Annotated in this window: 20 protein-coding genes, 1 tRNA gene and 2 pseudogenes; 9 read left to right on the forward strand and 14 right to left on the reverse strand. The window is 69.5% G+C overall.

What is annotated here, in order from left to right:
* The first annotated feature begins 222 nt into the window (after positions 1-222).
* The 5 genes from ASF65_RS16230 to ASF65_RS16250 all read left to right on the forward strand — a co-directional run bounded on the left by ASF65_RS16230 (position 223) and on the right by ASF65_RS16250 (position 4,039).
* Complete coding sequence (locus tag ASF65_RS16230; protein ID WP_055891326.1) at positions 223-915, forward strand: glutathione S-transferase family protein; 693 nt, start codon at positions 223-225, stop codon at positions 913-915.
* A gap of 77 nt (positions 916-992) precedes the next feature.
* Positions 993-2,165, forward strand: coding sequence for a tRNA epoxyqueuosine(34) reductase QueG (gene queG / locus ASF65_RS16235; protein ID WP_055891329.1), 1,173 nt, complete (start codon positions 993-995; stop codon positions 2,163-2,165).
* Between the two features lie 168 nt (positions 2,166-2,333).
* Positions 2,334-3,251, forward strand: coding sequence for an SDR family oxidoreductase (locus ASF65_RS16240; RefSeq protein WP_055891333.1), 918 nt, complete (start codon positions 2,334-2,336; stop codon positions 3,249-3,251).
* Positions 3,252-3,410: 159 nt separating this feature from the next.
* Positions 3,411-3,797: a septal ring lytic transglycosylase RlpA family protein gene (locus ASF65_RS16245; RefSeq protein ID WP_055891336.1), complete on the forward strand. Its 387-nt coding sequence runs from the start codon at positions 3,411-3,413 to the stop codon at positions 3,795-3,797.
* 165 nt (positions 3,798-3,962) lie between these two features.
* Positions 3,963-4,039 (forward strand) — tRNA-Arg (locus ASF65_RS16250).
* A 246-nt stretch (positions 4,040-4,285) separates the two neighbouring features.
* On the opposite strand, the gene ASF65_RS21530 is transcribed toward ASF65_RS16250, so the two are convergent.
* On the reverse strand, positions 4,286-4,564 hold the full coding sequence (locus ASF65_RS21530) for a hypothetical protein (RefSeq protein WP_156369346.1): 279 nt from the start codon (positions 4,562-4,564) through the stop codon (positions 4,286-4,288).
* A 301-nt stretch (positions 4,565-4,865) separates the two neighbouring features.
* Here ASF65_RS21530 and ASF65_RS22145 point away from each other — a divergent pair.
* Positions 4,866-4,988, forward strand: a pseudogene (locus ASF65_RS22145) (IS5/IS1182 family transposase); the annotation flags it as partial.
* A 1,204-nt stretch (positions 4,989-6,192) separates the two neighbouring features.
* Here the strand turns inward: ASF65_RS22145 and ASF65_RS16255 are convergent.
* From ASF65_RS16255 to ASF65_RS16295, 10 genes and pseudogenes are all read right to left on the reverse strand, one after another.
* Complete coding sequence (locus tag ASF65_RS16255) at positions 6,193-7,128, reverse strand: 2-hydroxyacid dehydrogenase (protein ID WP_055891340.1); 936 nt, start codon at positions 7,126-7,128, stop codon at positions 6,193-6,195.
* 6 nt (positions 7,129-7,134) lie between these two features.
* Positions 7,135-7,866 carry an amino acid ABC transporter ATP-binding protein gene (locus tag ASF65_RS16260; protein WP_055891342.1) on the reverse strand — a complete coding sequence of 244 codons (732 nt, stop codon included), beginning with the start codon at positions 7,864-7,866 and terminating at the stop codon, positions 7,135-7,137.
* A complete protein-coding gene (locus ASF65_RS16265) occupies positions 7,859-8,506 on the reverse strand; it encodes an amino acid ABC transporter permease (RefSeq protein ID WP_055891344.1) in 648 nt (215 codons plus the stop codon). The genes ASF65_RS16260 and ASF65_RS16265 overlap by 8 nt, the downstream gene beginning before the upstream one ends.
* Entirely contained in the window at positions 8,503-9,207 is a 705-nt protein-coding gene (locus ASF65_RS16270; protein ID WP_055891347.1) for an amino acid ABC transporter permease, read from the reverse strand. Before ASF65_RS16270 ends, ASF65_RS16265 begins: the two co-directional genes overlap by 4 nt.
* 60 nt (positions 9,208-9,267) lie before the next feature.
* Complete coding sequence (locus ASF65_RS16275) at positions 9,268-10,029, reverse strand: transporter substrate-binding domain-containing protein (protein ID WP_244486782.1); 762 nt, start codon at positions 10,027-10,029, stop codon at positions 9,268-9,270.
* A gap of 131 nt (positions 10,030-10,160) precedes the next feature.
* On the reverse strand, positions 10,161-10,280 hold a 120-nt coding region (locus ASF65_RS21535; RefSeq protein WP_156369359.1), incomplete at its 5' end, for an SDR family oxidoreductase.
* Between the two features lie 37 nt (positions 10,281-10,317).
* Positions 10,318-11,070, reverse strand: a pseudogene (locus ASF65_RS16280) (SDR family oxidoreductase); the annotation flags it as partial.
* A gap of 75 nt (positions 11,071-11,145) precedes the next feature.
* Positions 11,146-12,651, reverse strand: a complete 1,506-nt coding sequence (locus tag ASF65_RS16285; protein WP_055891355.1) for an argininosuccinate lyase — start codon at positions 12,649-12,651, stop codon at positions 11,146-11,148.
* A gap of 103 nt (positions 12,652-12,754) precedes the next feature.
* Positions 12,755-15,088 carry a penicillin acylase family protein gene (locus ASF65_RS16290; protein ID WP_244486787.1) on the reverse strand — a complete coding sequence of 778 codons (2,334 nt, stop codon included), beginning with the start codon at positions 15,086-15,088 and terminating at the stop codon, positions 12,755-12,757.
* A 176-nt stretch (positions 15,089-15,264) separates the two neighbouring features.
* Positions 15,265-16,308 carry a tartrate dehydrogenase gene (locus ASF65_RS16295; RefSeq protein WP_055891362.1) on the reverse strand — a complete coding sequence of 348 codons (1,044 nt, stop codon included), beginning with the start codon at positions 16,306-16,308 and terminating at the stop codon, positions 15,265-15,267.
* Between the two features lie 138 nt (positions 16,309-16,446).
* Between ASF65_RS16295 and ASF65_RS16300 the strand changes: the two genes are divergently transcribed.
* Complete coding sequence (locus ASF65_RS16300) at positions 16,447-17,325, forward strand: aldose 1-epimerase family protein (RefSeq protein WP_055891364.1); 879 nt, start codon at positions 16,447-16,449, stop codon at positions 17,323-17,325.
* A 15-nt stretch (positions 17,326-17,340) separates the two neighbouring features.
* Here the strand turns inward: ASF65_RS16300 and ASF65_RS16305 are convergent, their stop codons facing one another.
* Together ASF65_RS16305 and ASF65_RS16310 are read right to left on the reverse strand one after the other, a co-directional pair.
* Positions 17,341-18,666, reverse strand: coding sequence for a sorbosone dehydrogenase family protein (locus tag ASF65_RS16305; RefSeq protein WP_055891367.1), 1,326 nt, complete (start codon positions 18,664-18,666; stop codon positions 17,341-17,343).
* On the reverse strand, positions 18,663-19,100 hold the full coding sequence (locus tag ASF65_RS16310; RefSeq protein WP_055891370.1) for a DUF2231 domain-containing protein: 438 nt from the start codon (positions 19,098-19,100) through the stop codon (positions 18,663-18,665). The genes ASF65_RS16305 and ASF65_RS16310 overlap by 4 nt, the downstream gene beginning before the upstream one ends.
* A gap of 486 nt (positions 19,101-19,586) precedes the next feature.
* Here ASF65_RS16310 and ASF65_RS16320 point away from each other — a divergent pair, with 486 nt between their 5' ends.
* Together ASF65_RS16320 and ASF65_RS16325 are read left to right on the forward strand one after the other, a co-directional pair.
* The gene (locus tag ASF65_RS16320; protein ID WP_055891376.1) at positions 19,587-20,423 is read left to right on the forward strand and encodes a lytic transglycosylase domain-containing protein; all 837 of its coding nucleotides are present in this window, start codon (positions 19,587-19,589) and stop codon (positions 20,421-20,423) included.
* Between the two features lie 134 nt (positions 20,424-20,557).
* On the forward strand, positions 20,558-22,279 hold the full coding sequence (locus ASF65_RS16325) for a methyl-accepting chemotaxis protein (RefSeq protein WP_055891379.1): 1,722 nt from the start codon (positions 20,558-20,560) through the stop codon (positions 22,277-22,279).
* Between the two features lie 34 nt (positions 22,280-22,313).
* On the opposite strand, the gene ASF65_RS16330 is transcribed toward ASF65_RS16325, so the two are convergent.
* Entirely contained in the window at positions 22,314-23,702 is a 1,389-nt protein-coding gene (locus ASF65_RS16330; RefSeq protein WP_055891381.1) for a diguanylate cyclase, read from the reverse strand.
* Positions 23,703-23,727: the final 25 nt, after the last annotated feature.

Raw genomic sequence — 23,727 nt, forward strand, 5'->3', positions numbered from 1 at the left:
GCCGCACTGCAGTATGGACGACAGAGCTTTCCCCGGCCCGCCCCCACATCGGCCGGGCTGCGAAAAAGCTTGCTGTTGGTGAGGATCGGCTTATGTGGCGCGTGGGGAACCGGAGCGCCTGCGGGCGTTCACGATCCGCCAACCATCTGGTCTTAAGGTCACGGCAACCCTTTTCGCGACCGCCACCGGCCGCGTCATCGAGAGTACAAGTTTCCCGCCTCCATGCTCATCCTGCACCACCATCCCATGTCCGCCGCCTCCCGTTTCGTGCGGCTGGTCCTCGGGGAATACGGCGAGCGGGCCGAACTGGTGGAGGAGCGCCCCTGGGAGCGGCGGCCCGAATTCCTGGCGCTCAATCCCGCGGCGACGCTACCCGTCCTCACCGATGACCGCAGCGTGCCAATCATCGGCGGGACCGTGGTCGCCGAATATCTCGACGAGACGCGCGGCGCCTTCCAGCGCGAAAAGCGGCTTCTGGCCGAAAAGCCGATCGAGCGCGCCGAGATCCGCCGCCTCGTGGAATGGTTCCTCGGCAAGATGGACGCCGAGGTGACGCGCTATCTCGTGCGCGAGCGCGTCTTCAAGCGCGAGATGCGCTCGAACGAGGGCGGCGGCGCGCCCGACGCCTCGGCGATCCGCGCCGCGCGCGCCAATCTCAAGAACCACATGCGCTACATCGGCTGGCTCGCCGAAAGCCGGAACTGGCTGTCGGGATCGCGCCTGTCCTATGCCGACCTCTCGGCCGCCGCCGCGGTGTCGATCCTCGACTATCTCGGCGAGGTCGCCTGGGAAGAGGAGCCGGCCGCCAAGGACTGGTACATGCGCATCAAGTCCCGCCCCTCGTTCCGCCCCTTCCTGGTGGAGCGTGTGCGCGGCGTGCCGCCTGCCGCCCACTACGCCGAACTGGATTTCTGACACGCACGACGGCCTCGGCGGCTCCGGCCGACGCGGCTCCTGTCGCCGGGCGTTGCGGCCTCTGCTAAGGATCGGCCATGGCCGACGCCTTGTCCCCTCCTGCCCTTCGCCGTTTCCTCGAGGCCGACGCGCGCCGTCTCGGCTTCGACGCGATCGGCGTCGCGCGGCCCGCGCCCGATGCCCTCGTGGGCGAGCGCCTCGACCAGTTCCTGGCGGCCGGCCATCACGGCACGATGGCGTGGCTGCCGGAGACCGCCGAGCGCCGGCGCTCCGTCGCGGCGCTCTGGGACGAGGCCCGTTCGGTCGTCGTCCTCGGCCTCAACTACGGGCCGGACGAGGACCCGCTCGCCATCAACTCGCGGACGGACCGGGGTGCGATCTCGGTCTATGCGCGGCACCGCGACTACCACGACGTCGTCAAGGGCAAGCTCAAGGAACTCGCCGGACGGCTGGTGGCGCGCGCGGGGACGCGCGGCGACGGACGCCCGCACGACGCCAAGGTCTTCGTCGACACCGCTCCGCTGATGGAAAAGCCGCTGGGGCAGGCGGGCGGCCTCGGCTGGCAGGGCAAGCACACCAACCTCGTCAGCCGCGAGTTCGGCTCCTGGCTCTTCCTCGGCTCGATCGCGACCACGATCGCGCTCGAGCCGGACACGCCAGCGCGCGATCTCTGCGGCTCCTGCCGCGCTTGCCAGGACGCCTGCCCGACGGACGCCTTTCCGGCGCCCTATCGGATCGACGCGCGGCGCTGCATCTCGTACCTCACCATCGAGACGCGCGCGCCCGTGCCCCGCGCGCTCCGCCCCTTGATGGGAAACCGGATCTACGGTTGCGACGACTGCCTCGCGGTCTGCCCCTGGAACAAGTTCGCGCAGACCGCGCGAGAGGCGAAGCTGCGCGCGCGCGAGGACCTGCGGGCGCCAAGGCTCGAGGACCTTCTCGAACTCGACGACGCTGCCTTTCGCGCCCTGTTCTCCGGCTCGCCGGTGAAGCGGATCGGGCGCGACAAGTTCGTCGCCAACTGCCTGATCGCCGCCGGCAATTCGGGACGGCCGGCGCTGCTGCCGGCCGTCGAAGCAAGGCTCGGCGACGCGGCGTCGGGGGTGCGCGCGATGGCGGTCTGGGCGCTCAGGCGCCTCGCCCCGGACCGAGCCCTTTCGGCACGGAGCGAGGCGTTGGCGCGGGAGACCGACGATGAGGTGAGGACGGAATGGCATGCGATCGAGGAAGGGCCGCCGAATGATGATTGACGAAGCGACCCGTTTGGATCGACTCCGGCAAGGGGCAGACAGCGCGGCGCCCGCGACCGCCCGCGGAACGGCCGTCCGCGGGACGGCAGCGTCCGGTGCGCCGGCGCGGGGTATCGCCGCGTGCAAGACTTCCGCCGCCGGCCGCCGCCCTCTGCGGGAGCGCCGGCCATGGTGACGCGCCCCGAGGCCGGCGACCCAAAGCGCTACTTCGTCTTCGGCTGCGGATATTCGGCCGGCGCCTTCCTGCGCACGCGTGTGCCCGAAGAGATCGTCGGCGCCACCACGCGTTCGGCCGGGAAGGCGGCGCAGTTGCGCGCCTTGGGCTGGCCGCCCTTCCTGTTCGACGGCGGCGCGCCCGGCGCGGGCATCGCCGAGGCCCTCGCCCGCACCACCCACCTCGTCGTGTCGATCGCCCCCGGCGAGGATGGCGATCCCGTCCTTCGTCGGCACGGCGAGGACCTTCGCCGCCATGCGCCGTCGTTGCGCTGGATCGGCTATCTCTCGACGGTCGGCGTCTACGGCGACCACGGCGGCGCCTGGGTCGACGAAGCGACGCCCCCGGCGCCGACGTCGAAACGCTCGCGCGAGCGGCTGGAGGCCGAACGGGCCTGGGCGGCACTGGCGGACGATCTGGATCGTCCGCTCGCCATCCTGCGGCTTTCAGGCATCTACGGCCCCGGCCGGAGCCCGTTCGAAAAGCTTCGCGCCGGGACGGCGCGCCGACTCGTCAAGCCGGGCCAGGTGTTCAACCGCATCCACGTCGACGATATCGCGGGCGCCCTCGCCCACCTGGCCTCAGCCTGCACGAGCGGCATCTTCAACGTCACCGACGACGAACCGGCGCCGCCCCAGGATGTCGTGGCCCACGCCGCCGACATTGGCGGATACGCCTGCCCTCCGGAGATCGACTTCGCCACCGCCGACCTCACGCCGATGGCACGATCGTTTTACGGCGAGAACAAGCGGGTCGCGAACATGGCGCTCAAGCGCGCCGGCTATGCCCTGCGTTTCCCGACGTTTCGCGAGGGTCTGGCGGATTGCCTCAAGCGGCAGAACGCCCATCCACCTCACGGAATTTCTAAATAAGATTTCACCAATTTACGTTTCGTGATGGAACCGCCACGTTTTGGCCGTTTCCCGCCCGCACCTCTCCGGCATCGAACGGCGGGGGCCACGAGGGGATTTCATTAACGAAATCAGAGATCTCGGTCCGCGTCCGTATGAAACGGTAGAAGGACCGGACGATTGATCGCAAAATCCCTGACGGCGGTTGCCCTTGTGGGCGCCGCTCTGCTGGCCTCGGTTCCCGCCGAGGCGGCTGGCGGCAAGACCACCTGCGGCGGCGCCTCATGGTACGCCCTCACCTCGCGCACCGCCTCCGGCGAGCGCATGAACCCGATGGCGATGACGGCCGCCCACAAGACCCTGCCGCTCGGTAGCAAGGTCAAGGTGACCAACCTGCGCAACCAACGCTCCGTCGTGGTGCGGATCAACGACCGGGGCCCGTTCATCAAGGGCCGCCTGATCGACCTGTCGAAGGGCGCGGCCCAGCGTCTCGGCTTCATCGATTCCGGTCACACGCGCGTCCAGATCGAGCCGGCCGACGGCTCGGGCGCCGACAGCTGCGCCTGACCTTCTCCCATCCTTGAACGCCGGGTTCGCCGGAGGGCAAAGCGTCTTCGTGCGCTGTCTTGCCGTCCCGCGAACCCGCCCTCGCCTTGCCTCGCCCGACGCGATCCTGTAGTGACGAAACCGGACGGAATGCCAGCCATCCCGCCCACCGCTCCCAAGCGGTCCGCACCCGTAGCTCAGCTGGATAGAGCGCTGCCCTCCGAAGGCAGAGGTCACAGGTTCGAATCCTGTCGGGTGCGCCATTTCCCTACAGATCTGCGAACACCAAAGGTCCTGTCGGGCGCACGTTAGCCGTCGTGTGCCCTGCAATCGCCTGTTCCAGCGGGGCGTTATCGCCGACGATGCGCACGCTCGCGTCATCGACCTCAACCCGGCCGATGACTGACCGCGGATCGCCTTGCGGCACGGCATGACGCTCGAGCGAATTTACTCCCGGCTCACCTGACCAAACCGCACGACGATCCCCTGCGGGATCATTGGGCTCGGCACTAGCCGAGCACGCACACGGTTGGGCGCCGCCTGCGCACGCTCGCGGTCGAGGTGCAGACGGGTGACCCGTGAGCGAAACATGTCGTCCATCTCGGCAATGCGTCCTCGACCATGCGGTAGAGCCGCTTAAACTGGTTCTTGGCATCCGTCGCCTCACGCAGAAGAGCGATGATCTGCCCATCGACTTCTACGCGTTTGCCGGCGTTGGAGACTGGGAGTTCCGTCGTTAACAGACGTTCGAACAAATGATCGACGATGGGCTGGTCCAGCGTCTCCACACGGATCGCTCCCCCTCGCAGGCGACCTTGCCCGACCGCGCGCAAGCCGACTAGGTGTAACAGCGGTGAAGCTTGCCTCTACGAGACGTGCCGGTACGAAGCGATGTGCGCCATGGAGGGTGGCAGGGCGCCATTCGAAAAGGGGGGCTGCAGGCGAGCGAGAAGGCTGCTCTGCGCATCACTGATCTCATGGCGGCTTACGGCGCCAAGGTCTATGCGGCGACCAATAACACAAGGTGATGTCGCCTTCCGCCTCGAGCTTGGAGTTGGGTTAGGTTCATGATCCGCCACACGCCGTGGGGTCGGGCGTCTATGGGCTCGGCTGGAGGAATGGCGCGCCGTCGGCATCGGGTATCAGAAGACTGCCGCCAGTTTTCTCGGCGTCCTCTGCTTCGCGGTCGCGTTCGGTTGGCTCAAGCACTAACAGGCCCTAAGCCATCGTTTAAAACAAATGGTCCCTCTATGCGCGCCATAGGCAGCAGCAACGGTAGGAGCTGGACCAATCGTATAGACGCCTTCGCCCGAACGTGGCTGCGCCGGAGCAGGGCGAATAGGCGGGCCACAAGCGCCTATATGGCGAAGGGCCTGGAGATAATGTCGTCCGCCTTGGCATCGGGAAGTTTCACCCGCTTCCCCCGATCGTCGCAGGCAGTCAGGGTCAGCGTCGCGTCGTCCTCCGCGCGCAGGCGCCTGAGGAGCGACACCGCAGTCGAGGAAGGGCAGATCGGGGTCGAGAACGAGCGCATCGAAGCGCTCCGTGTTCAGCCGCAACTTCGCAAGCCGTGCGTCCCCTCCCCTTCCATCACGGAGCCGCGCTGCGCGGGACCGCGGCTGAGCCAGGTGGTGAGGTGGAGTTGTCTTCGACGAGGAGGATGCGCAGGGGCGGAAGCCCACGGCGACGGGCGCATCGAGCGGAGATCGAAGACCGACACCATGCCATCTTGCCGCCGAAGCATCGGCCGAGCTGGCCCCCGTGTGGAAGCTGCTTCCGAACCTTCCGTGACGCGCGATGCCGGCACCCGTAGGCCTTGCGCAGACGTCGCGCCTTCTTCCTACCAGGCAGAATCCGCCACGAAGGAATCGCTCGGCGGTGAAGCTTCGCGGCGAACTGCAAGGGGTGATGTAACGGCAGCGCACAAGCGGTCGATGGGCTGGTCGCAACGGAGGGTCATGGTTGCGCCATTCTCGCATGGCGCTTGTGATACGGTCATCCGGCTCTCCAGAAGCGCATATAGGGGTCGGTGCGGGCCGAAAGGCGCGCCTGGATCAGTTCCCGCGAGCCGGCGAGATGCACGAAGAGCGCCTGCGGGCATCGCGACGCCAACGTTTCCCGGTAGCGCGCCTTCAGCGCGGAACAGGCCAGCGCCGCCGGCGCGTCCACTGAGGCGGGAAGCCCGGCCAGCCACTCGAGCCAGGGCGCCCGGTCGACGTCGTCTAGCGACAGGCCCGCGCGCGTCTTCGCGACGTTCCGAGGCGGATGGAAATCGTCGGCATCGAAGAAGCGATAGCCATCCTAGCCGCCAGCGCCTGACCCAGGGTGGTCTTACCAGAACCGGACGCGCCCATGACGACGACAACGGGCACGGGATCGAGGGCCAAGGCCTTCGCTGCCTCGCGAGCCGCCTTACTCATACGAGCGGGGTCGGCATCTCGCGCCCCGCAAAATGGGCGTCGAGATTGGCGAGCACGAGATCCGCCATCGCCTGGCGTGTCTCGTGCGTGGCGCTCGCCATGTGCGGGGTGAGGACGACGTTGTGCAAGGAGAAGAAGCGCTCGGGCACATGCGGCTCGTCGGCGAAGACGTCGAGCGCGGCGCCGGCGATGCGCCCGGCCTCCAGGGCGTCGAGAAGCGCCGCCTCGTCCACCAGCGAGCCGCGCGCGACGTTGACGAGGACGCCGTGCGGGCCCAGCGCATCGAGGACACCGGCGTCCACGACGTTGCGCGTCTCGGGGGAAGCCGAGGCCGCGATGACGAGGACGTCGCTCCAGGCCGCGAGTTCGATAAGGCTCCCGACGGCGCGCACGGGAGTCTCGACCGGCGAACGGCTGGCATAGGCGAGTTCGGCGCCGAACCCTTCGAGCCGGCGCGCGATGGCCTGCCCGATCCGCCCGAAACCGAAGATCCCGTAGCGGCGGCGGGACACCTTGGACCCCAAGGCCAAGTCGCCCGACGGCCAGCGACCCGCACGCACATGCGCGTCGCCAAGCGGAATCTGGCGGAGCACAGAGACGATCAGGCCGATCGCGAGATCCGCGACATCCTCGGTCAGGACGTCGGGCGTGTTGGACACGCGTACCCCGCGCCGCTTCGCCTCGGCGAGATCGACCTTGTCGAAGCCGACGCCGTTGATCGCGACGATCTCGAGCGCCGGCAGGCGCGCGGCAAGTTCCGCCGGAATGCCGATATGCCCGCCGGTGACGACGCCGCGTAGGCGGGATGCGTTCTCGGCAAGGAACGCGTCGGCGTCGGCCAATTCGAAGAAGCGATGAACGGTGAACCGCTCGGCGAGCGCCTTTTCCAAGGCGGGCATGAGCGGGCAGAGCTGCAGGACTTCTGGGGACATGGGGGCCTACTTGACGTCGGAGCGCACGAACTGCGCAAGCTCGGGGGTCTTGGGGTTCTCGAAAAGCTCGCGCGATGGGCCGGCCTCGTGGATGCGGCCCTGGTGCATGAAGACGGTCGTGTTGGCGACGCGCCGGGCAAAGCCCATCTCGTGCGTGACGAGAAGCATCGTCATGCCGCCCTGGGCGAGCTGTTCCATGACGGCCAGCACCTCGCCCGTCAGTTCGGGATCGAGCGCCGAGGTCACCTCGTCGAAGAGCATGACCTTGGGGCGCATGGCGAGCGAGCGGGCGATGGCGACGCGCTGTTGCTGGCCGCCCGACAATTCGTCCGGGTAGGCGTCGAACTTCTCCGACAGGCCGACAAGGGCGAGCACCTCCTGGGCGGTGGCCCGGCTGTCGGCCTTGGCCACGTCCTTCACGATGCGGGGCGCGAGCATGATGTTCTCGCCGACCGACAGGTGCGGGAAGAGGTTGTAGCTCTGGAACACGATGCCGACGTCGCGCCTGAGCGCCCGAAGGCTCGCCTTGTCCGTGCCGACCGTGTGGCCGGCGATCTCGATCGAGCCGGCATTGATCTCCTCCAGTCCGTTGACGCAGCGAAGAAGCGTCGACTTGCCCGAGCCCGAGCGTCCGATCAGCGCCGTCACCTCGCCGCGCTCCACCGACATGGTGATGCCCTTCAAAACCTCGACGGCGCCGAAGCTCTTGCGCACGTCCCGAATGGCGACCTCAGGCATGGAACCTCCTTTCCAGCCGCCGGGACAGGAGCGACAGCGGGTAGCAGACGACGAAGTAAAGGGCGGCCACCACGAGAAAGACCCGGAAGGGCTGGAACGTGGCGTTGTTGACGAGCTGTCCGGCGCGGGCGAGTTCGACGAAGCCGATCAGCGAGGCGATCGAAGTGTTCTTCACCACCTGCACGGCGAAGCCCACGGTGGACGGCAGGGACAGCCGCACGGCCTGGGGCAGGATGACGTAGCGGTATTGCTGTGCCCGCGTCATGGCGAGCGACTCCGAGGCCTCCCATTGCTGTTTCGGCACCGACTGAATCGAGCCGCGCCAGATCTCGCCGAGATAAGCCGAGGCGTAGATGGTCATGGAAATGCCGGCGGCCACCAGCGGCGGCAGGCGGTAGCCGAGAAGCGCGAGGCCGTAGAAGGACAGAAACAGGATCATCAGGACCGGGATGCCCTGGATGATCTGGATGTAGGTGCCGGCGAGGATGCGCAGCGCCTTGATCTGCGAGGCCCGGGCCAGCGCCAGGAAGAAGCCGACGATGCCGCCGCCGCCGAGCGCGAGCACGGTGAGGATCAGCGTCCATTGAAGAGATTCGACGAGGAACAGGAATTCGGAGGTGCCGAAGGAGCGGAAGATCATGCCGACGCCTCCACGACGGGTTTGAGCGCCCGGCGCGCCGTGCGCCGTCCGAACAGCCAGAGGCCGACGAGCGCGAGAATGCCGCGCAAGGCGAGCGCGAGGACGAGGTAGAGACCGGTGACCGCGAGATAGACCTCGAAGGAGCGGTAGCTCTGCGACTGGACGAAGGAGGCGGCGGCCGTCAGCTCGTTGACGGAGATCGCCGAGCAGATCGAGGTCGCCAGCATCATCAGGACGAACTGCGAGGAGAGCGCCGGATAGACCTTCTGCAACGCCGGCACGAGGATCACGTATCGGAAGATCTGGGTGCGGGTGAAGCCGAGCGCCTCGCCCGCTTCGATCTGGCTCTTGTGGATCGCCTCGATGCCGGCCCGGATGATCTCGGTGGAATAGGCCGCAAGGTTGATCGTCACACCGATCAGTGCCGCCGTGATGGCGCTGACGCGCACCCCGCCGGCCGGCAGGCCAAAATAGATGATGAAGAGCTGCACCAGGAAGGGCGTGTTGCGGATCAGCTCGACATAGGCGTCGATCAGGAAGCGAACGGGCCGTCCGGCGACCGAGCGGAGCGCGGCGAAGAGGATGCCGAAGGCGGTGCCGCAAACGATCGCGAAGACGGAAATCTGGACGGTGAGCCAAAGCCCGGCCAGGAGCTGGTCCTGGTATTGGGCGAGCACGCCGAACTGGAACGTGTAGTTCATGGAAAAACCCCCGCGCTGGGAAGGGGGACGCCGGCCACGACCGGCCGGCGTCCGGGCGGGTCAGAAGGACGGCAGCGTCGGCGGCAGCGGGTCGCCCGTCCACTTCGTCGCGATCTTGTCGAGTTCGCCCGACACCTTCATCAGGTAGATCGAGGTGTTCAGATACTGCAGGAGCTCGAAGTCGCCCGGCTGTACTGCCATGGAATTGCCCTGGCGGAAGAAGGTGAAACCGACCTGCAGCCCGGCCTGCGGGGCCTGCGTAATCAGCGCCTGCGCCACGGTGGAGGGCAAGGCCGTGGCGTCGACCTGACCGGCGACCAGCGCCTGGGCCGAGGTGGAATCGTCCTCGAAGACGACGATCTCCAGGCCTTCCACATTGGCGCGCCGGAGCGCCGTTTCCTGCGAGGAGCCGCGGTTGACGGCGACGCGCTTGCCCTTCAGTTGGTCGAGGTTCTCGAACTTCTCAGCTGCCCCGGAAACGATCACCATGTTGAAGGCCGAATAGGGCGAGGTGAACATGACGGATTTCGCCCGCTCGCCGGTCGGCGCGAGGGTCGCGACGAGGAAATCCACCTGCCCCGTCTGGAGCGCCGGGATGCGTGCCGGGGGCGTCAGCGGCACGAGTTCGACCGGCAGACCCATGTACTGGCCGATCTGGTTGGCCACGTCCACGTCGTAGCCGCTCGGATTGCCCCGTTCGTCGATCATGCCCATCGGCGGAGCGCCGGTCAGGACGCCGATGCGGACGGTGCCGCGGCCCTGGATGTCCGTCAGGGTGACGGCACCGGCCGTGGTCGGCAACGCCGCCATGACGGTGGCCATCGCCAGCGATCCCAGGAACGCTGCCTTCATAACGGCGCGTCGTGTCGTGTGTGTCATGCCCTTGCCTCCCAATGGCGTGTCGTGAAGATGATGAGCGCGGGCGGCCTCCCAGCCGCCGGGCGCGCGTGGCGTCAGAGCGTGGCGAGCACCCCGCCGTCGACATAGACGATCTGCCCGTTGACGAAGGCGGAGGCGTCGGAGGCGAGGAAGATGCAGGCGCCCTGCAGTTCCTCCACCTTGCCCCAGCGCCCNCGAATCCACGCGGCCGGGCGCCGGCCGAACGGCGCCTCAGAGCGTCGCCAGCACGCCCCCGTCGACATAGACGATCTGCCCGTTGACGAAGGCGGAGGCGTCGGAGGCGAGGAAGATGCAGGCGCCCTGCAGTTCCTCCACCTTGCCCCAGCGCCCGGTCGGCGTGCGCACGGTCAGCCATTCGGTGAACTTCGGATCGTCCACCAGCGCCTGGTTCAGCGGCGTCTCGAAATAGCCGGGGCCGATCGCGTTGACCTGCAGCCCGTGACGGGCCCAGTCGGTGCACATGCCCTTGGTGAGGTTCAGCACCGCGCCCTTGGTGGCGGTGTAGGGGGCGATCGAATAGCGCGCGGCCTGCGCCTGGAGGCTYGCGATGTTGACGATCTTGCCGCGCCGGCGCCCGATCATGTGACGGGCGACGGCCTGACCGACGAAGAACACCGAATCGACATTGGCACGCATGATTTCCGCCCACGTCTCGGCCGGATAGTCCTCAAGCGGCGCGCGGCGCTGGATGCCGGCGTTGTTGACGAGAATGTCGATCGCGCCGATCTCCGCCTCGATGCGGTCGACGCCGGCCCTGACGGCGGCGTGGTCGGTCACGTCGAAGACGGCGGTCTCCACCGCGATCCCCTCCCCGCGCAGCCGCTCGGCCGCGGCATCGAGCTTGGCCTCGTCGCGCCCGTTCAGCACCACGCGCGCGCCGGCCCGACCGAGCCCTTCGGCAAGAGCCAAGCCGATGCCCTGGCCGGAGCCCGTGACGAGGGCCGTGCGGCCCGTGAGATCGAACGGTTTCGCCGCCCTCGCGAAGGAGGGCGACGGGCGGCCGGGCGGCGCGCACCGCCGCCCGGACGTGTCGTCGGGTCACTGCGGCGACAGGGAGGCAAAATCCTTGTCGAGCCGCGCCAGCGACGCGTCGATATGGGCGCGGCGGTCGCCGATCCAGGCGCCTTGCGCATCGAGGCTCTGCCGGGCGGCGACGATCATCCGCTCGAGTTCGGCCGGCTGCGGGCCCCCACGGGTCGTGCGGTTGCGCACGATTGCCGCCGGGTCGAGCGCGGCGCGGAATTCGGCCTCCGTCATCGGCAGCGCCGGCGGGAACGCCGTGCCCTTCACCGTCTCGGCATAGATCCGCTGCGCGTCCGCGAACGGGAAATCGAGCGGCTTGATGCCGTTCGCCCGCGCATAGGTCACGATCTCCGAGGCGACGTGATGGCCCTCGCGGAACGGCAGCCCGTGGTCGCGCATCAGGATGTCGGCGATCTCCTGCGAGGCGGTCCAGTCGCCGTTCAGCTCCTCCAGCGCCCGCTCCGGGCTGATCACGAGGCCCTTCAGCACCTTGTCGAGGCCGGCCAGCGTCTCGACGCCCGCCGCCACCACGGCGGAGTTCGCCTCGACGTCCTTCGGGTCGTTCATGCCGGGCGTGATGTTGTGGGCCTGGAGGATCGGGCCTAGCGCCAGCGCGATCGCGGCAGAGGCGTCGCTGCGCGTCGAGTTGAGGAGGCCGGGATTGCGCTTCTGCGGCATGGCGGACGACACATAGGTGTTGCCGCCGCCCTCCTCGAGGAGGATCCAGGGCCGCGTCTGCGCATATTGCGTCATCACGTCCTCGATGAAGTGCCCGGTGTGGAGGGCGATCGAGGTGACGATCGACCCGGCCTCCACCGGATTCTCCATCGAGGAGATCTGCGAGGCGTCGTAGGCGTTGTCGACGATGCCGGCAAAGCCGAGATAGCTGGCCATCCGGTCGCGGTCGAGCGGCCAGCCGGTGCCGTTCAAGACCGTAGTGCCCATCGCCGAGCGGTCGACGCGCGCATAGGCCTCGCGGATGCGCTCGGCGTCGCGCCCGAAGCCGGCGGCGTGTCCGAGAAGGTAGTGCGCGTAGCTGTTCGGCTGGGCCGCGACGCCGTTGGTGTAGTTCGGCACGATGGTCTCGCGGTGTCGGTCGGCAAGGTCGAACAGCGTGCGCGTCGTCGCCTCGAGTTGCCCGGCCAGCGACAGGAGATCGTCGCGCAGGATCGCGGCCCGGTAGGTCGCGTGCATGTCCTGGCTGGAGCGGCCGGCATGCAGCAGCGTCACCTCGACACCGCCCGCCTTGATCAGGAGGGGCTCGAAGCTGATCACGGTGGAGGGGCGCTTGGCGCCTGGCTCGGCTCCGTCGGCCAGCACCTTGGTAATCGCGGCAGTGATGCCCGGCACCTTGTCCCTGGGAAGCAGCCCGGCCTCGCTGTTGATGACGGCGGTCGCCTTGTTCATCTCGCCGAGCCAGAAGAACTCGTCGCGCCCGGCATCATCGGCTCGCGCGAAACCGGGCACGAGGGCGACGAGGCCGAGGGCGAGCCCTGCGGCCCGGAGGGAAATGGCGGTCATGGCGGATTTCCTTTTTGTGCGCGCGGGACGCCGGAGCGCCCCGGCACGCGCCTTCACCAGGAGGAACGGGGACATCGGGGCGGCCGGAGCCGCCCTTCCTGTCTCAGGGAGTGAGCTTCAGCACCTCGGCTGCGCTGGTCTCGACCGCCCCGCGCGAATAGAGGAGCGGCACGTAGGCGCCGGCCGCCCAGAGCGGCGCGAGGTCGCGGTAGTGCGGGCTCATCGGGTCGCCCGACTGGCCGGGCGTGTTGATGGTCCGGCTGGCGTCCCAGTTGCCGACGTCGAGCACCATGCGGAACGAGGCGCCCGCGCGCACGCCGAAGTCCGGCCCATAGCTCGTGGCGCGCGGGGTGGTGGCGGAGCCGCCGATCGCCAGCGGCCCGACGCTCATCTGCGCCTTGTCGCTGGCCGACAGCAGCGGTGCGACGTCGGGCACGAACATCGCCCGGTGGATGGCGCCCCAGCGCCAGTCGGACGGATCGTCGCCCATCAGGTCCTTCGCCTTGGCGACCGCCGTGGTGAGCGCGGCGGACAGGATGCGCTCGCGCGCCCCACGCGGGTCGGTGCCGAGCCGGTCGTCCGGCGCCTCCAGAAGATCGAGCACCGCGCCGATGTCGCCGTCGTCGACGATCGCGCGCGCGGGCTCGGGCACCGCGAGCTTGACGGTCTCGCGCCCGAGCGGCCCGGCCACCATGATCTCGGCGACCGCGGCCGCCGCGCTGTCCGCCCGCACCTGCCCGTCCCAGTTGCGCAGGCCGTCGAAGGCTTGGCGCTCCAGGGCGTCGGCCGGCGCGGGCTGCTCGGCGAAGAGCCTGGCGATGCGCCGCCCGACCATGCTGCCGTCGTCATTTTGCAGCCGCATGGCGTCGTTCAGCGACACGCGGTCGTCGGCCGACAGGACCTCGGCGATGCGCTGGTAGCGCGAGGGATTGGCCCATTCGAAGCCGATCGGCTTCTCGGCGGCGGGATGGTCGGCCGGCAGGTTCATCTGGTTGGCGGTCGCGAACCAGCCGTCGACGGGATTGTAGACGGAGGGCAGGTCGTCGCGCGTGAAGAAGCCCCATTCGTAGCGCCCGTCGCCCGGCACCGGCAGGAGCCCGTCCCAGTTGGTGCGCCGGGGCGTCATGCCGGCCGCGATCCAGCCGATATTGCCGCCGGTGTCGGCATAGACCTGGTTTTCGGACGGGGTGGCGAACCGGTCCATCGCCGACTTGAACTCGTCCCAGTTGCGGGCGGTCATGTAGTCGGAGGAGCCGAAATAAGCCGAGGTGCCCGGCTCCAGCCAGACCGTGCGCAGCGCGAAGGCGCGGTTGCCGGCCGGATCGCTGCGCAGCACCGCGCCGTGCCGGGTGTAGTGCAGCTCGACCTCCTGCGGCGCGCCGCCCTTCACGGCGACGGTCTCCTTCTCCACCCGCATGTCCTCCCACCCGTCGCCGTAGCGGTACTGGTTCGGATTGGCGGGGTTGGTCTCGTAGACGTAGAGGTCCTCCTGGTCGATCGCGAAGATCGTCAGGCCGAAGGCGATCGTGCCGTTGTGGCCGATCGAGATGCCCGGCAGCGACGGCTCGCCCGCGCCGATCACCGAAAGGCCCGGCGCATTGAGGTGGACGATGTAGCGCAGCGAGGGAACGCCATGCGCCCGGTGCGGGTCGTTGGCGAGGATCGGGCGCCCGGTTTCGGTGCGCTCCGGTGCGACGACCCAGTTGTTGGAGCCGATCGTGTCGCGCTTCCCGCGCGAGGCCGCCAGGAACGAACGCGCGTCGAGCGCGGCGTCGCGCTGCGTCTCGGGCGAGAAGCTCACGCCCTTGGTCGCGAGGTCGTAGTCCTTGAGAACGTCCTCCGGCACGAGGCAAGGGTCCAGCCCGTCGGGCACCTTCGTCGTCCAGGCCGGCTCGAGCTTGGCGCGCAGGGCGTCGGCCCGCAGCCCGGCGAGGCAGGCGACGCGCGCCCGCTCGACCTCCGAGGTCGCGTTGCGCGTCAGTCCGTGGCTGCGGATCCGCACGACGTCTTCGGGCGACCAGCGCTCCGGTCGGCTGTTGCTCGCCCGGAACTGGATCGGCAGTTCGAGCGTGCCGTCCGCGACCTGGTCGACATAGGCGTTGATGCCCTCGACGAAGGCCTGCGTATAGCCCTTGGCCTTCGGCCCGTAGGCGGCCCATTCCTTGTCCATGTCGCCCTTGAACAGGAACAGGCGGGCCGCCCGGTCCTGCTCGACATAGGCGGGCCCGAAGCTCTCCGACAGGCGGCCGAGGCCGCGCTTGCGCCAGAGGTCGATCTGCCAGAGCCGGTCGCGCGCCGCGTTGTAGCCCTGCAGGAAGAAGGCGTCGCGCTCGTTGGCGGCGTAGATGTGGGGGATGCCCCAGAAGTCGACGACGATCTCGGCCGGGCGTTCGAGGCCCGGCACGCGGCGCGTCTCGGTCTCGACCGAACCGGCCATGTCGGCATGGGCGAGCGGCGCGAACGCGCTCACGGTTCCCAGCAGCAGCGCCGCTGTGATGATGCGCTTGGTCATGATCGGCACCTCCCAATGCCGATCGCAAGTCTAGCCGCCCGTCACGATGATAAGCAAATCATAGGAATTTGACGGGCGGCCGACCGCCGCCCTTATGGCCCTCAGCCGAGCGCTTGGAGCACCGCATTGGCGATCGCGTCCGTCCGGTCCTGTCCGGGCCGCGTGCCGATGCCGCGGGCGGTCGCCGCTTCAACCGCGCGCATCACGTCCGCGGCGGCGCCCTGCTCGCCGAGGTGCTCCAGCATCATGGCGCCCGACCAGATCGTCGCGATCGGGTTGGCGATGCCCAAATGCGCGATGTCGGGCGCCGAGCCGTGCACCGGCTCGAACATCGAGGGCGCGGTGCGGTCGGGGTTGATGTTGGCCGAGGCGGCAAAGCCGAGCCCGCCCTGGATGGCCGCACCAAGGTCGGTCAGGATGTCGCCGAAGAGGTTGGACGCGACCACGACGTCGAGCGTCTCCGGCGCCATGACCATGCGCGCCGCCATCGCGTCGATGTGGTAGGGCGTCACCTCGACATCCGGGTAGTCGGCCGCGATCGCCGTCGTCATCTCGTCCCAGAACACCATCGTGTGCTTCTGGGCGTTGGACTTCGTCACCGAGGCGAGCTTGCCGCGGCGCGCCCGTGCCTGTTCGAAGCCGAAGCGCAGGATCCGCTCGACGCCGACCCGCGTGAAGATCGCCGTCTCGACCGCCACCTCGTCGGGCGTGCCGACATGCACCCGTCCGCCGGCGCCGGAATACTCGCCTTCCGTGTTCTCGCGGATGCAGAGGATGTCGAAGCCCTCCTTGCGCAAGGGCCCTTCGACGCCGGGCAGGAGGCGGTGCGGGCGGATGTTGGCGTATTGCCGGAAGGCCTTGCGGATCGGCAGGAGGAGGCCGTGCAGCGAGACGGCGTCGGGCACGGCGGCCGGCCAGCCAACGGCGCCGAGCAGGATCGCGTCGAAGGGGCGGAGCGTCTCGATGCCGTCCGCCGGCATCATCGCGCCGGTCTCTCGGTAGAAGTCGCAGGACCAGGGAAAGCGCGTCGCCGAAAGCTGGAAGCCATGACGCGCGCCCGCGCGCTCCAGCACCGTCCAGGCCGCATCCACCATGGGCACGCCGATCCCGTCGCCGGGAATGAGCGCGATGCGATATGTCGTCATGGGCGTCCTCGTGCGAACGGTCGGCGGGGGTTCCTTCCTAGCCGCAGATCGCCGGGGTTGCGAGGCGGGAAAACCGCCCCTGTCACGGGAGCGCCCGATATCGTAAGCCGGGGCGCATCACGAGGAGAGCCGTCCGCCATGAGCGACCCGATCATCATCCGCACCGACACGCTGACGGTCGCCGTCGATCCCCTCGGCGCGGAACTCTCCAGCATCCGCGGACGCGACGGGGTGGAACTCCTCTGGCAGGGCGGCACGGCCTGGACGCGCCGGGCGCCGGTCCTGTTTCCGATCGTCGGACGCCTCACCGGCGACACGCTGCGCCACAAGGGCCAAGCCTATACGATGACACAGCACGGTTTTGCGCGCGACCGTGAGTTCCGCGTGGTGGAGGCGAGCCCCGCGCGCGTCGTGATGCGTCTCTCCGACGACGCGGCGAGCCGCGCGATCTACCCGTTCCCCTTCTCGCTCGAACTCGTTCACGCGGTCGAGGGTTCGACGCTCACCGTCATCGCTCGTGTCGAGAACCCCGGCCCGGGCACCCTGCCCTTCGGGCTCGGCGCCCATCCCGGCTTCCGCTGGCCGCTGGTGGACGACGTGCCCAAGGCGGACCATGTCGTCGTGTTCGACGCCGACGAGGCGCCCGAGGCGCTGTCGGTGGTCGGCGGGCTTCTCGGCCCCCCGCGCCCGATCCCGCTCGATGGGCGGACCCTGCCGCTGTCCGAAGCGCTCTTTGCCGACGACGCGCTGGTGCTGCCGGACGTCCGGAGCCGTTCGGTGCGCTATGCCGCGCTCAAGCCCGACGGGAGCGAGGCGCGCGCGCTCGCCTTCTCGTGGGAGGGCTACCCCGACCTCGGCCTCTGGTCGAAGCCGACCGGCGCGCCGTTCCTGTGCATCGAGCCGTGGCTGTCGATGGCGAGCCCCGTCGGCTGGGACGGCGAGTTCACCGAAAAGCCGGGCGTGGTGAGCCTTGCGCCCGGCGAAAGCCGGACCATGACGTGGCGCGTCACGGTCTGACGAGGCCTCCGTGGCTTACCGCGCCGGCGTGAGCGACGCCTGCGCGGGCTCGGACTGCGAGACGCGCCAGATCGTGTTGGACAGGTCGTCCGCGATCAGGAGCACGCGCTTCTGGGGATCGAAGGCGACGCCGACCGGCCGCCCGCGCGCCTGTCCGTCCGCGGTCAGGAAGCCGGTGGCGAAATCCACCGGCTCGCCCGCCGGGCGCCCGCCCTCGAAGGGCACGAAGGCGACCTTGTAGCCGGACAGGTCCTGGCGATTCCAGCTGCCGTGCTCGCCGATGAAGGCGCCTTGCGCGAACGGGCCGCCGAAGCCGCCGTCGCGAGCGAACGAGAGCCCGAGCGCGGCGACATGCGAGCCGAGCGCGTAGTCCGGGGCGATCGCCGTCTCCACGAGGTCGGGCCGCTGCGGCTGGACGCGCGGATCAAGGTTCTGGCCCCAGTAGCTGTAGGGCCAGCCGTAGAAGGCGCCGTCCTTCACCGAGGTGAGGTAGTCCGGCACGAGCTGGGGCCCGAGCTCGTCGCGCTCGTTGACCACCGCCCAGAGCGCGTTGCTCGTCGGCTCGATCGCGAGCGCGGTCGGGTTGCGGATCCCGCGCGCGATGGTGCGCGCGGCGCCGGTCTCGCGGTCGATCTCCCAGACCACCGCGCGCTCCTCCTCGACCGTCATCCCCCGCTCGCCGACATTGCTGTTGGAGCCGATGCCGACATAGAGCCTGGAGCCGTCGGCGCTCGCCGCGAGCGACTTCGTCCAATGGTGGTTGATGGCGGAGGGAAGCTTCGTCACCTGCTCGCCCGGCGCGGTGATCTCGGTCTGGCCTTCCTGGTAGGGAAAGCGCGTCAGGGCGCCCTGCTCGGCGACATAGAGGAACCCGTCGACCAGGGCGAGCCCGTAGGGCGCGTCGAGATCGTCGATCAGGACGGTGCGGACCTCGGGCTGGCCGTTGTTGTCGGCGTCGCGCAGGAGGGTGATGCGGTTGCCGCCGCTGCCGCTCGAATTGCCGCGCTTCTTGATGACGCCGGCGATGACGTCCTTCGGACGCAGCGCCGGCGCATGACCGCCGCGCCCTTCGGCCACCAGGACGTCGCCGTTCGGCAGCATCAGCATCTGGCGGGGGATCGACAGGTCGCTCGCGAAGGCCGAGATCGTGAAGCCCTGCGGCACCGTCGGCACCTCGCCGTTCCAGGCGGTGGGCGTCGCGATGTTCATCGGCGGCACCAGCGTCTGGCGCACCGCCGGCAGGTCGGGCTGCGCGCCGGTCTGGTTCAGCGCGGGGTCGCTGCCCTCGCAGCCCGAGAGGGCGAGCGTGGCGAGAAGGGCGGTCCAGAGAGCCTTGGTCATCGCACGATCTCCGTCACCTGCGCCTGGGAAAAGAACATCCAGCCGGCGACGAGCGCCAGAAGGGTCGACACGGCGGAGAGCGCGAGGCCTGTGGTCCCGACCGAGCTCCATCCGTCCTGCGCGTGATGGAAGGCGTTGACGAGCCCGACCGCGAACAGGGCGGCCAGCACTAGGAGATAGACGAGGCGCCGGACGCCGCCCGGCTGGCGGATATGCCGCAGCCAGCCGGCCAGCGCGAAGAGGACCGTCAGTCCCGTGAAGACCAGCGCCCCGGCGATCGCCCAGCTGGCGAAGTTCGTCCACTGGATCTCGGCGCTGCCGAGATAGGCGGCGTCCGCGGCCAGCGCCGTCGAGAAGAGAGCGACGGGAAAACTGAGGAAGATCCCGTGCAGCCCGCTCGCGGCGGAGCTGGGCGGTTGGGTGAGGGTCGACATGGGCCTGGTACTCCTTCAACGCGCGGCTGGCACGAGCCGGCCCTTCGCGACGAGGAGCCGGGCCGCGGCAAAGCCGGAACGTGTCGGCCGCGTTGATGAGGAGGTACCGCTCGAAGTCGATTTGCACAGGTCGAGACATCGATACCCGGATGCCGATCGCGGTCGAAGCCGCGTCCATCAATGCACGCGATGCCCCGCCTCGACGCTGCCGCGTCCCGGCCGGTGTGGCGCGCGTCGCCCTGCGCCGCGCCGGTCGAAAGCGGGCGCGAAACGCGCCTCGCCGCAACCGCCCTCTCTTCGTCCTTCGTCCTTGTCGCGCGAGCCATCGTCGTCCGTGCGGATCCGCCGCAACGTGTCGGTGGAGACCTGCCCGCCGACGGCGGGTGGTCGGCCGGCAGCTGGCCGGCTTGAGGAATGGGTGCGTCGGTTAAGGTCGAGCGGCTATAGTCCCGGCCGCCGGAGGGGTCCGGCCGGAGAGATCATCGCTTGCGCCCATCGACCATCCTCGTCGCCGCGACGTTTCTGGCGGCTAGCCTGACGGCCGGCGCGGCGCGCGCCGAGGAGTCCTCGCGCGCCGTGATCTGCGCGGTGATCGACCGCGCCGCGGCGACCCACTCGCTGCCCGCCTCGTTCCTCACCCGGCTGATCTGGCGCGAGAGCAGCTTCCGGCCGCAGGCGGTCAGCCCGGTCGGCGCCAGGGGCATCGCCCAGTTCATGCCGGCCACCGCCAGCGCGCGGGGCCTCACCGACCCGTTCGACCCGGAGGCCGCGATCCCCGCCTCCGCCTCCTACCTCTCGGAACTGCGCGGCAGCTTCGGCAGCCTCGATCTCGCGGCCGCCGCCTACAATGCCGGTCCGGGGCGGATCGCGCGCTGGCGGAGCGGCGAGGCGAGCCTGCCCGACGAGACGCGCGCCCATGTGCGCTTCGTCACGGGCGCCAACCTGACGGCCGACGCGCGGGACGGCGACGCCGGGCGGCACGCCGACACCGGCGCCAACTGCCTCGCGACGCTCGCCGCGATCCAGGCGTCGAACCCGCGCGAGACGCGCAGCGCACTGGCGGAGGCGATCGCGCCCTGGGGCGTCCAGCTCGTCGCTGGGCCGAACAAGGCGCGCGCGCTCGACGACTACCGCGCCCTGCAGGGCCGGGTCGGCGCGCTCCTCACCGGGCACCAGCCGACCGTGATCACCACGCGGCTCGGCGGGCGCGGCGCCCGGTCCTACTATCGCATCCGCGTCGCGTTCGACGACCGCGCCTCCGCCGACCGCCTGTGCCGGCGCATGCGCTCGGGCGGCGCGGCGTGCCTGACGGTGCGCAACTGAGGCGACGGGCGACGGAAACCTTCCCCCGCCACCACAACTCCAAGTCCTTCGAGAGACAGGTCGTTAACCACACATCAATGTTACCTCGGCATGGTGCAACCCCGACGCGGCAGGCGCGTGCGAAGGGGGAAGGCATGGGTTTCGGATTGTTCCACCGCGCACACGGCGCCGGCGCCCAGATGGCGCTCGAGGGCCTCAACGCCAACGTCATGCTCGCCGACGCGGACCTGCGCATCACCTTCGTCAACCAGGCGCTGACGAAGCTCCTGAAGGAAGCCGAGGCCGACCTTCGCAAGGAACTGCCGAACTTCTCGGTGGCGACGCTGATCGGCAGCAACATCGACATTTTCCACAAGGCCCCGGCGCACCAGCGCAAGCTCCTCGCCGCCCTGCAGTCGCGCTACAGCGCCACGATCCGCGTCGCCAACTGGAGCTTCGACCTGATGGTGACGCCGATGCGCCGCGACGGGCGGCTCCTCGGGTTCAGCGTCGAATGGGCGGACGCCAAGGAGCGGCTCGCCAACATCGATTTCACCGCCCAGATCGCCGCGATCAACCGCTCGCAGGTCGTCATCGAGTTCCGTCCCGACGGCACGGTGCTGACCGCCAACGCCGCCTTCCTCAAGGCCTTCGGCTACCAGCTGTCCGAGATCGCCGGGCAGAACCACGCGATGTTCCTCGACGGCACGCAGCGCGCCGGCGAGGGCTACCAGAGGTTCTGGGACGACCTGCGCGCCGGCCAGTTCCAGAGCGGCGAGTTCAAGCGCGTGGCCAAGGGCGGCGAGGCCGTCTGGATCCAGGGTTCCTACAATCCGATCCTCGACGGCAAGGGCCAGGTCGCCAAGATCGTGAAGTTCGCCACCGACGTGACGCCGCGCATCCGGGCGGTCAGCCAGATCGGCGGAGCGCTCGGCGCGCTCGCGGAAGGCCGGCTCGACCAGCATCTCGCCGCGCCCCTCACGCCCGAACTCGACCAGCTGCGGCTCGACTACAACCGGGCGCGCACGACGTTGCGCGACACGATCGTCGAGGTCCAGAACGCCTCCAACCGCATCGCCGAGGGGATGACCGAGATCTCGGTCGCCGCTGGCGACCTCGCCCAGCGCACCGAGCAGCAGGCCGCCGCCCTGGAACAGACCTCGGCCGCCATCGGTCAGGTCAGCCAGGGCGTGCGCGAGACGACGACCGAGGCGACGCAGGCGCAGAAGACCGCGAGCGTCGCGCTCCGCAACGCGCAGAAGGGCGAGGAGATCGTCGCCTCCGCGGTCAAGACGATGGGCGCGATCAAGCAGTCGTCCGACATGGTGGGCAAGATCATCGGCGTGATCGACGAGATCGCCTTCCAGACGAACCTTCTGGCGCTGAACGCGGGTGTGGAAGCCGCGCGCGCCGGGGAGGCCGGCCGGGGCTTTGCCGTCGTCGCGCAGGAGGTGCGCGGGCTCGCCCAGCGCTCGGCCGAAGCCGCCAAGGAGATCAAGGACCTCATCCAGGCGTCCGGCCAGCACGTGGAGGCCGGGGTCGAGCTCGTCACCGCGACCGGCCAGAGCATCGAGGAGATCGTCGCGCAGGTCGGCGAGATGAGCCGCCTCGTCAGCGCCATCGCCCAGAAGGCGCAGGACCAGTCGATCAGCCTGACCGAGGTCGCGACCGCGGCCAATCAGGTCGACAAGGTGACCCAGCAGAACGCGGCGATGGTGGAACAGACGACCGCCGCCACCAAGACGCTGATGGCCGAGACGATGAGCCTGTCGGAGCGGGTCGGAACGTTCCGGACCGACGGCGAGCGCGAGAGTTCGCACGCCGCCCAGCCCGCCCAACGCGCGCCCATGCGCCGCGCGGCCGGCGGCCGGCACTGAGAAGCGCGCGCGTCCGTCGCGGCGCGAAGGCGTGTCAGGCGGCGGGCGCGAGCGCCCGTTGCACGGCGTCGTGGAACAAGGCCCGGCGCTTGCCGGCCCGCTTGCCCGCATAGAGCGCCTCGTCGGCCTGGCGCAGGAGCGCGAGCGGGTCGGTGCTGTCGCCGGGCGCCAGCGACAGGCCGACCGTCGCGCTGACCGAGGCTTCCGCCCCGCCGCCGAGCGCGATCGGCTTCTCGATCGCCGCGATGAAGCGCCGCGCGAGGCCGTCCAGCCGGCCGCGGTCGCCGCGACCCGAGAACAGAAGAAGCGCGAACTCGTCGCCGCCGAGACGGGCCACCGTGTCGCGCTCGGCGACGAGCTCGCGCAACCGGGTGGCCACCGTGCACAGCACCTTGTCGCCTTCGGCATGGCCGTGGCGGTCGTTGACCGCCTTGAACCCGTCGAGATCGAGATAGGCGACCGCGAACGGCGCGCCGCCCTCGCCAAGCGCCCGCGCGGCGGCATCCAGCCGCTCGAACAGGAGGACGCGGTTGGGAAGATCGGTCAGCGCGTCGTGCGTCGCGCGGTGGACGCTCGCGGCCACGATCCGCGAGGAGGACCGCACCTGTCCGGTCCCGGTCCAGATCAGGAGCCCGAAGGCGACGGCGACCGCAAGCCAGATCGGGATGGCGACCCGCAGGAGGTCGTCGCCCGGCCGCTCGCCGTCCCAGGCGAGCCGGGCGATCGTGCGGCCCTCGGCGTCGACGATCGTCTCGCTCGCCGCCGCCTCGAACGACGGCGCTTCCAGCCGCAGATGCGCCAGCGGATAGGCGCGCTCGAACTGCGCGAGCGTCTTGTCGTCGAGCGCGTCGATGAGGATCAGGACGTGGCGCTCGGCCTCGGCCGGCTGGTCGTGCTCGCTGCGCCGGATGATCGCGGCGGCGGCGATCGCCGGGCCCGCGCTGCTGAGAAGAAGACCGGACGCGGCGCCCTCGCCCGTCGGCGAGACCGCCGCGCGCACGATGGCCTCGGCTCCGTCCGGCAGCAGCGCGGACACGGGCGCCGAGATGCGTTCGCCGTGATCGGCCGCGTAGTCAGCCCGTCCGTCCGGACCGACCACCAGCGCCATGTCGAAACCGTAGTGGCTGGACGACCAGAAACCGATGTTCTCGTCGCTCCAGGCGGCGTCGGGTTCGGCGACGAGGTTTTCGTAGGCCTCGTCCCAGGTGCCGTAATCGAGCGCGATCTTGCGCATGTACTCGCCGCGCATGGCGAGCGCGCTGCGCACGAGCCGGATTTCCTCGCCCTCGGCCGCGCGCGTCTGGTGCGCGGCGACGACCCACACCGCCGCCAGAAGGCCGACGAGGAGGAGCGCCACCAGACCGATCATCGGCAGCAGCACGCGTCGAACGAGGTGGGTGTATGCCTTTTGCGAGGCGATCATGTCGGACCTTCGGCGTCTCTCCGCC

The organism is Aureimonas sp. Leaf324, from assembly GCF_001423245.1.
Classification (GTDB): Bacteria; Pseudomonadota; Alphaproteobacteria; order Rhizobiales; family Rhizobiaceae; genus Aureimonas.

Coding starts and splice junctions, on each gene's coding strand:
- ASF65_RS16260 (WP_055891342.1), bottom strand. CDS start 7,866: ATGCCTGAGGTCGCCATTCGGGACGTGCGCAAGAGCTTCGGCGCCGTC.
- ASF65_RS16330 (WP_055891381.1), bottom strand. CDS start 23,702: ATGATCGCCTCGCAAAAGGCATACACCCACCTCGTTCGACGCGTGCTG.
- ASF65_RS16275 (WP_244486782.1), bottom strand. CDS start 10,029: ATGGCCACCGTCATGGCGGCGTTGCCGACCACGGCCGGTGCCGTCACC.
- ASF65_RS16310 (WP_055891370.1), bottom strand. CDS start 19,100: ATGTCGACCCTCACCCAACCGCCCAGCTCCGCCGCGAGCGGGCTGCAC.
- ASF65_RS16240 (WP_055891333.1), top strand. CDS start 2,334: ATGGTGACGCGCCCCGAGGCCGGCGACCCAAAGCGCTACTTCGTCTTC.
- ASF65_RS16300 (WP_055891364.1), top strand. CDS start 16,447: ATGAGCGACCCGATCATCATCCGCACCGACACGCTGACGGTCGCCGTC.
- ASF65_RS16305 (WP_055891367.1), bottom strand. CDS start 18,666: ATGACCAAGGCTCTCTGGACCGCCCTTCTCGCCACGCTCGCCCTCTCG.
- ASF65_RS16230 (WP_055891326.1), top strand. CDS start 223: ATGCTCATCCTGCACCACCATCCCATGTCCGCCGCCTCCCGTTTCGTG.
- ASF65_RS16265 (WP_055891344.1), bottom strand. CDS start 8,506: ATGATCTTCCGCTCCTTCGGCACCTCCGAATTCCTGTTCCTCGTCGAA.
- ASF65_RS16285 (WP_055891355.1), bottom strand. CDS start 12,651: ATGACCGCCATTTCCCTCCGGGCCGCAGGGCTCGCCCTCGGCCTCGTC.
- queG (WP_055891329.1), top strand. CDS start 993: ATGGCCGACGCCTTGTCCCCTCCTGCCCTTCGCCGTTTCCTCGAGGCC.
- ASF65_RS16255 (WP_055891340.1), bottom strand. CDS start 7,128: ATGTCCCCAGAAGTCCTGCAGCTCTGCCCGCTCATGCCCGCCTTGGAA.
- ASF65_RS16290 (WP_244486787.1), bottom strand. CDS start 15,088: ATGGCCGGTTCGGTCGAGACCGAGACGCGCCGCGTGCCGGGCCTCGAA.
- ASF65_RS16270 (WP_055891347.1), bottom strand. CDS start 9,207: ATGAACTACACGTTCCAGTTCGGCGTGCTCGCCCAATACCAGGACCAG.
- ASF65_RS16295 (WP_055891362.1), bottom strand. CDS start 16,308: ATGACGACATATCGCATCGCGCTCATTCCCGGCGACGGGATCGGCGTG.
- ASF65_RS16325 (WP_055891379.1), top strand. CDS start 20,558: ATGGGTTTCGGATTGTTCCACCGCGCACACGGCGCCGGCGCCCAGATG.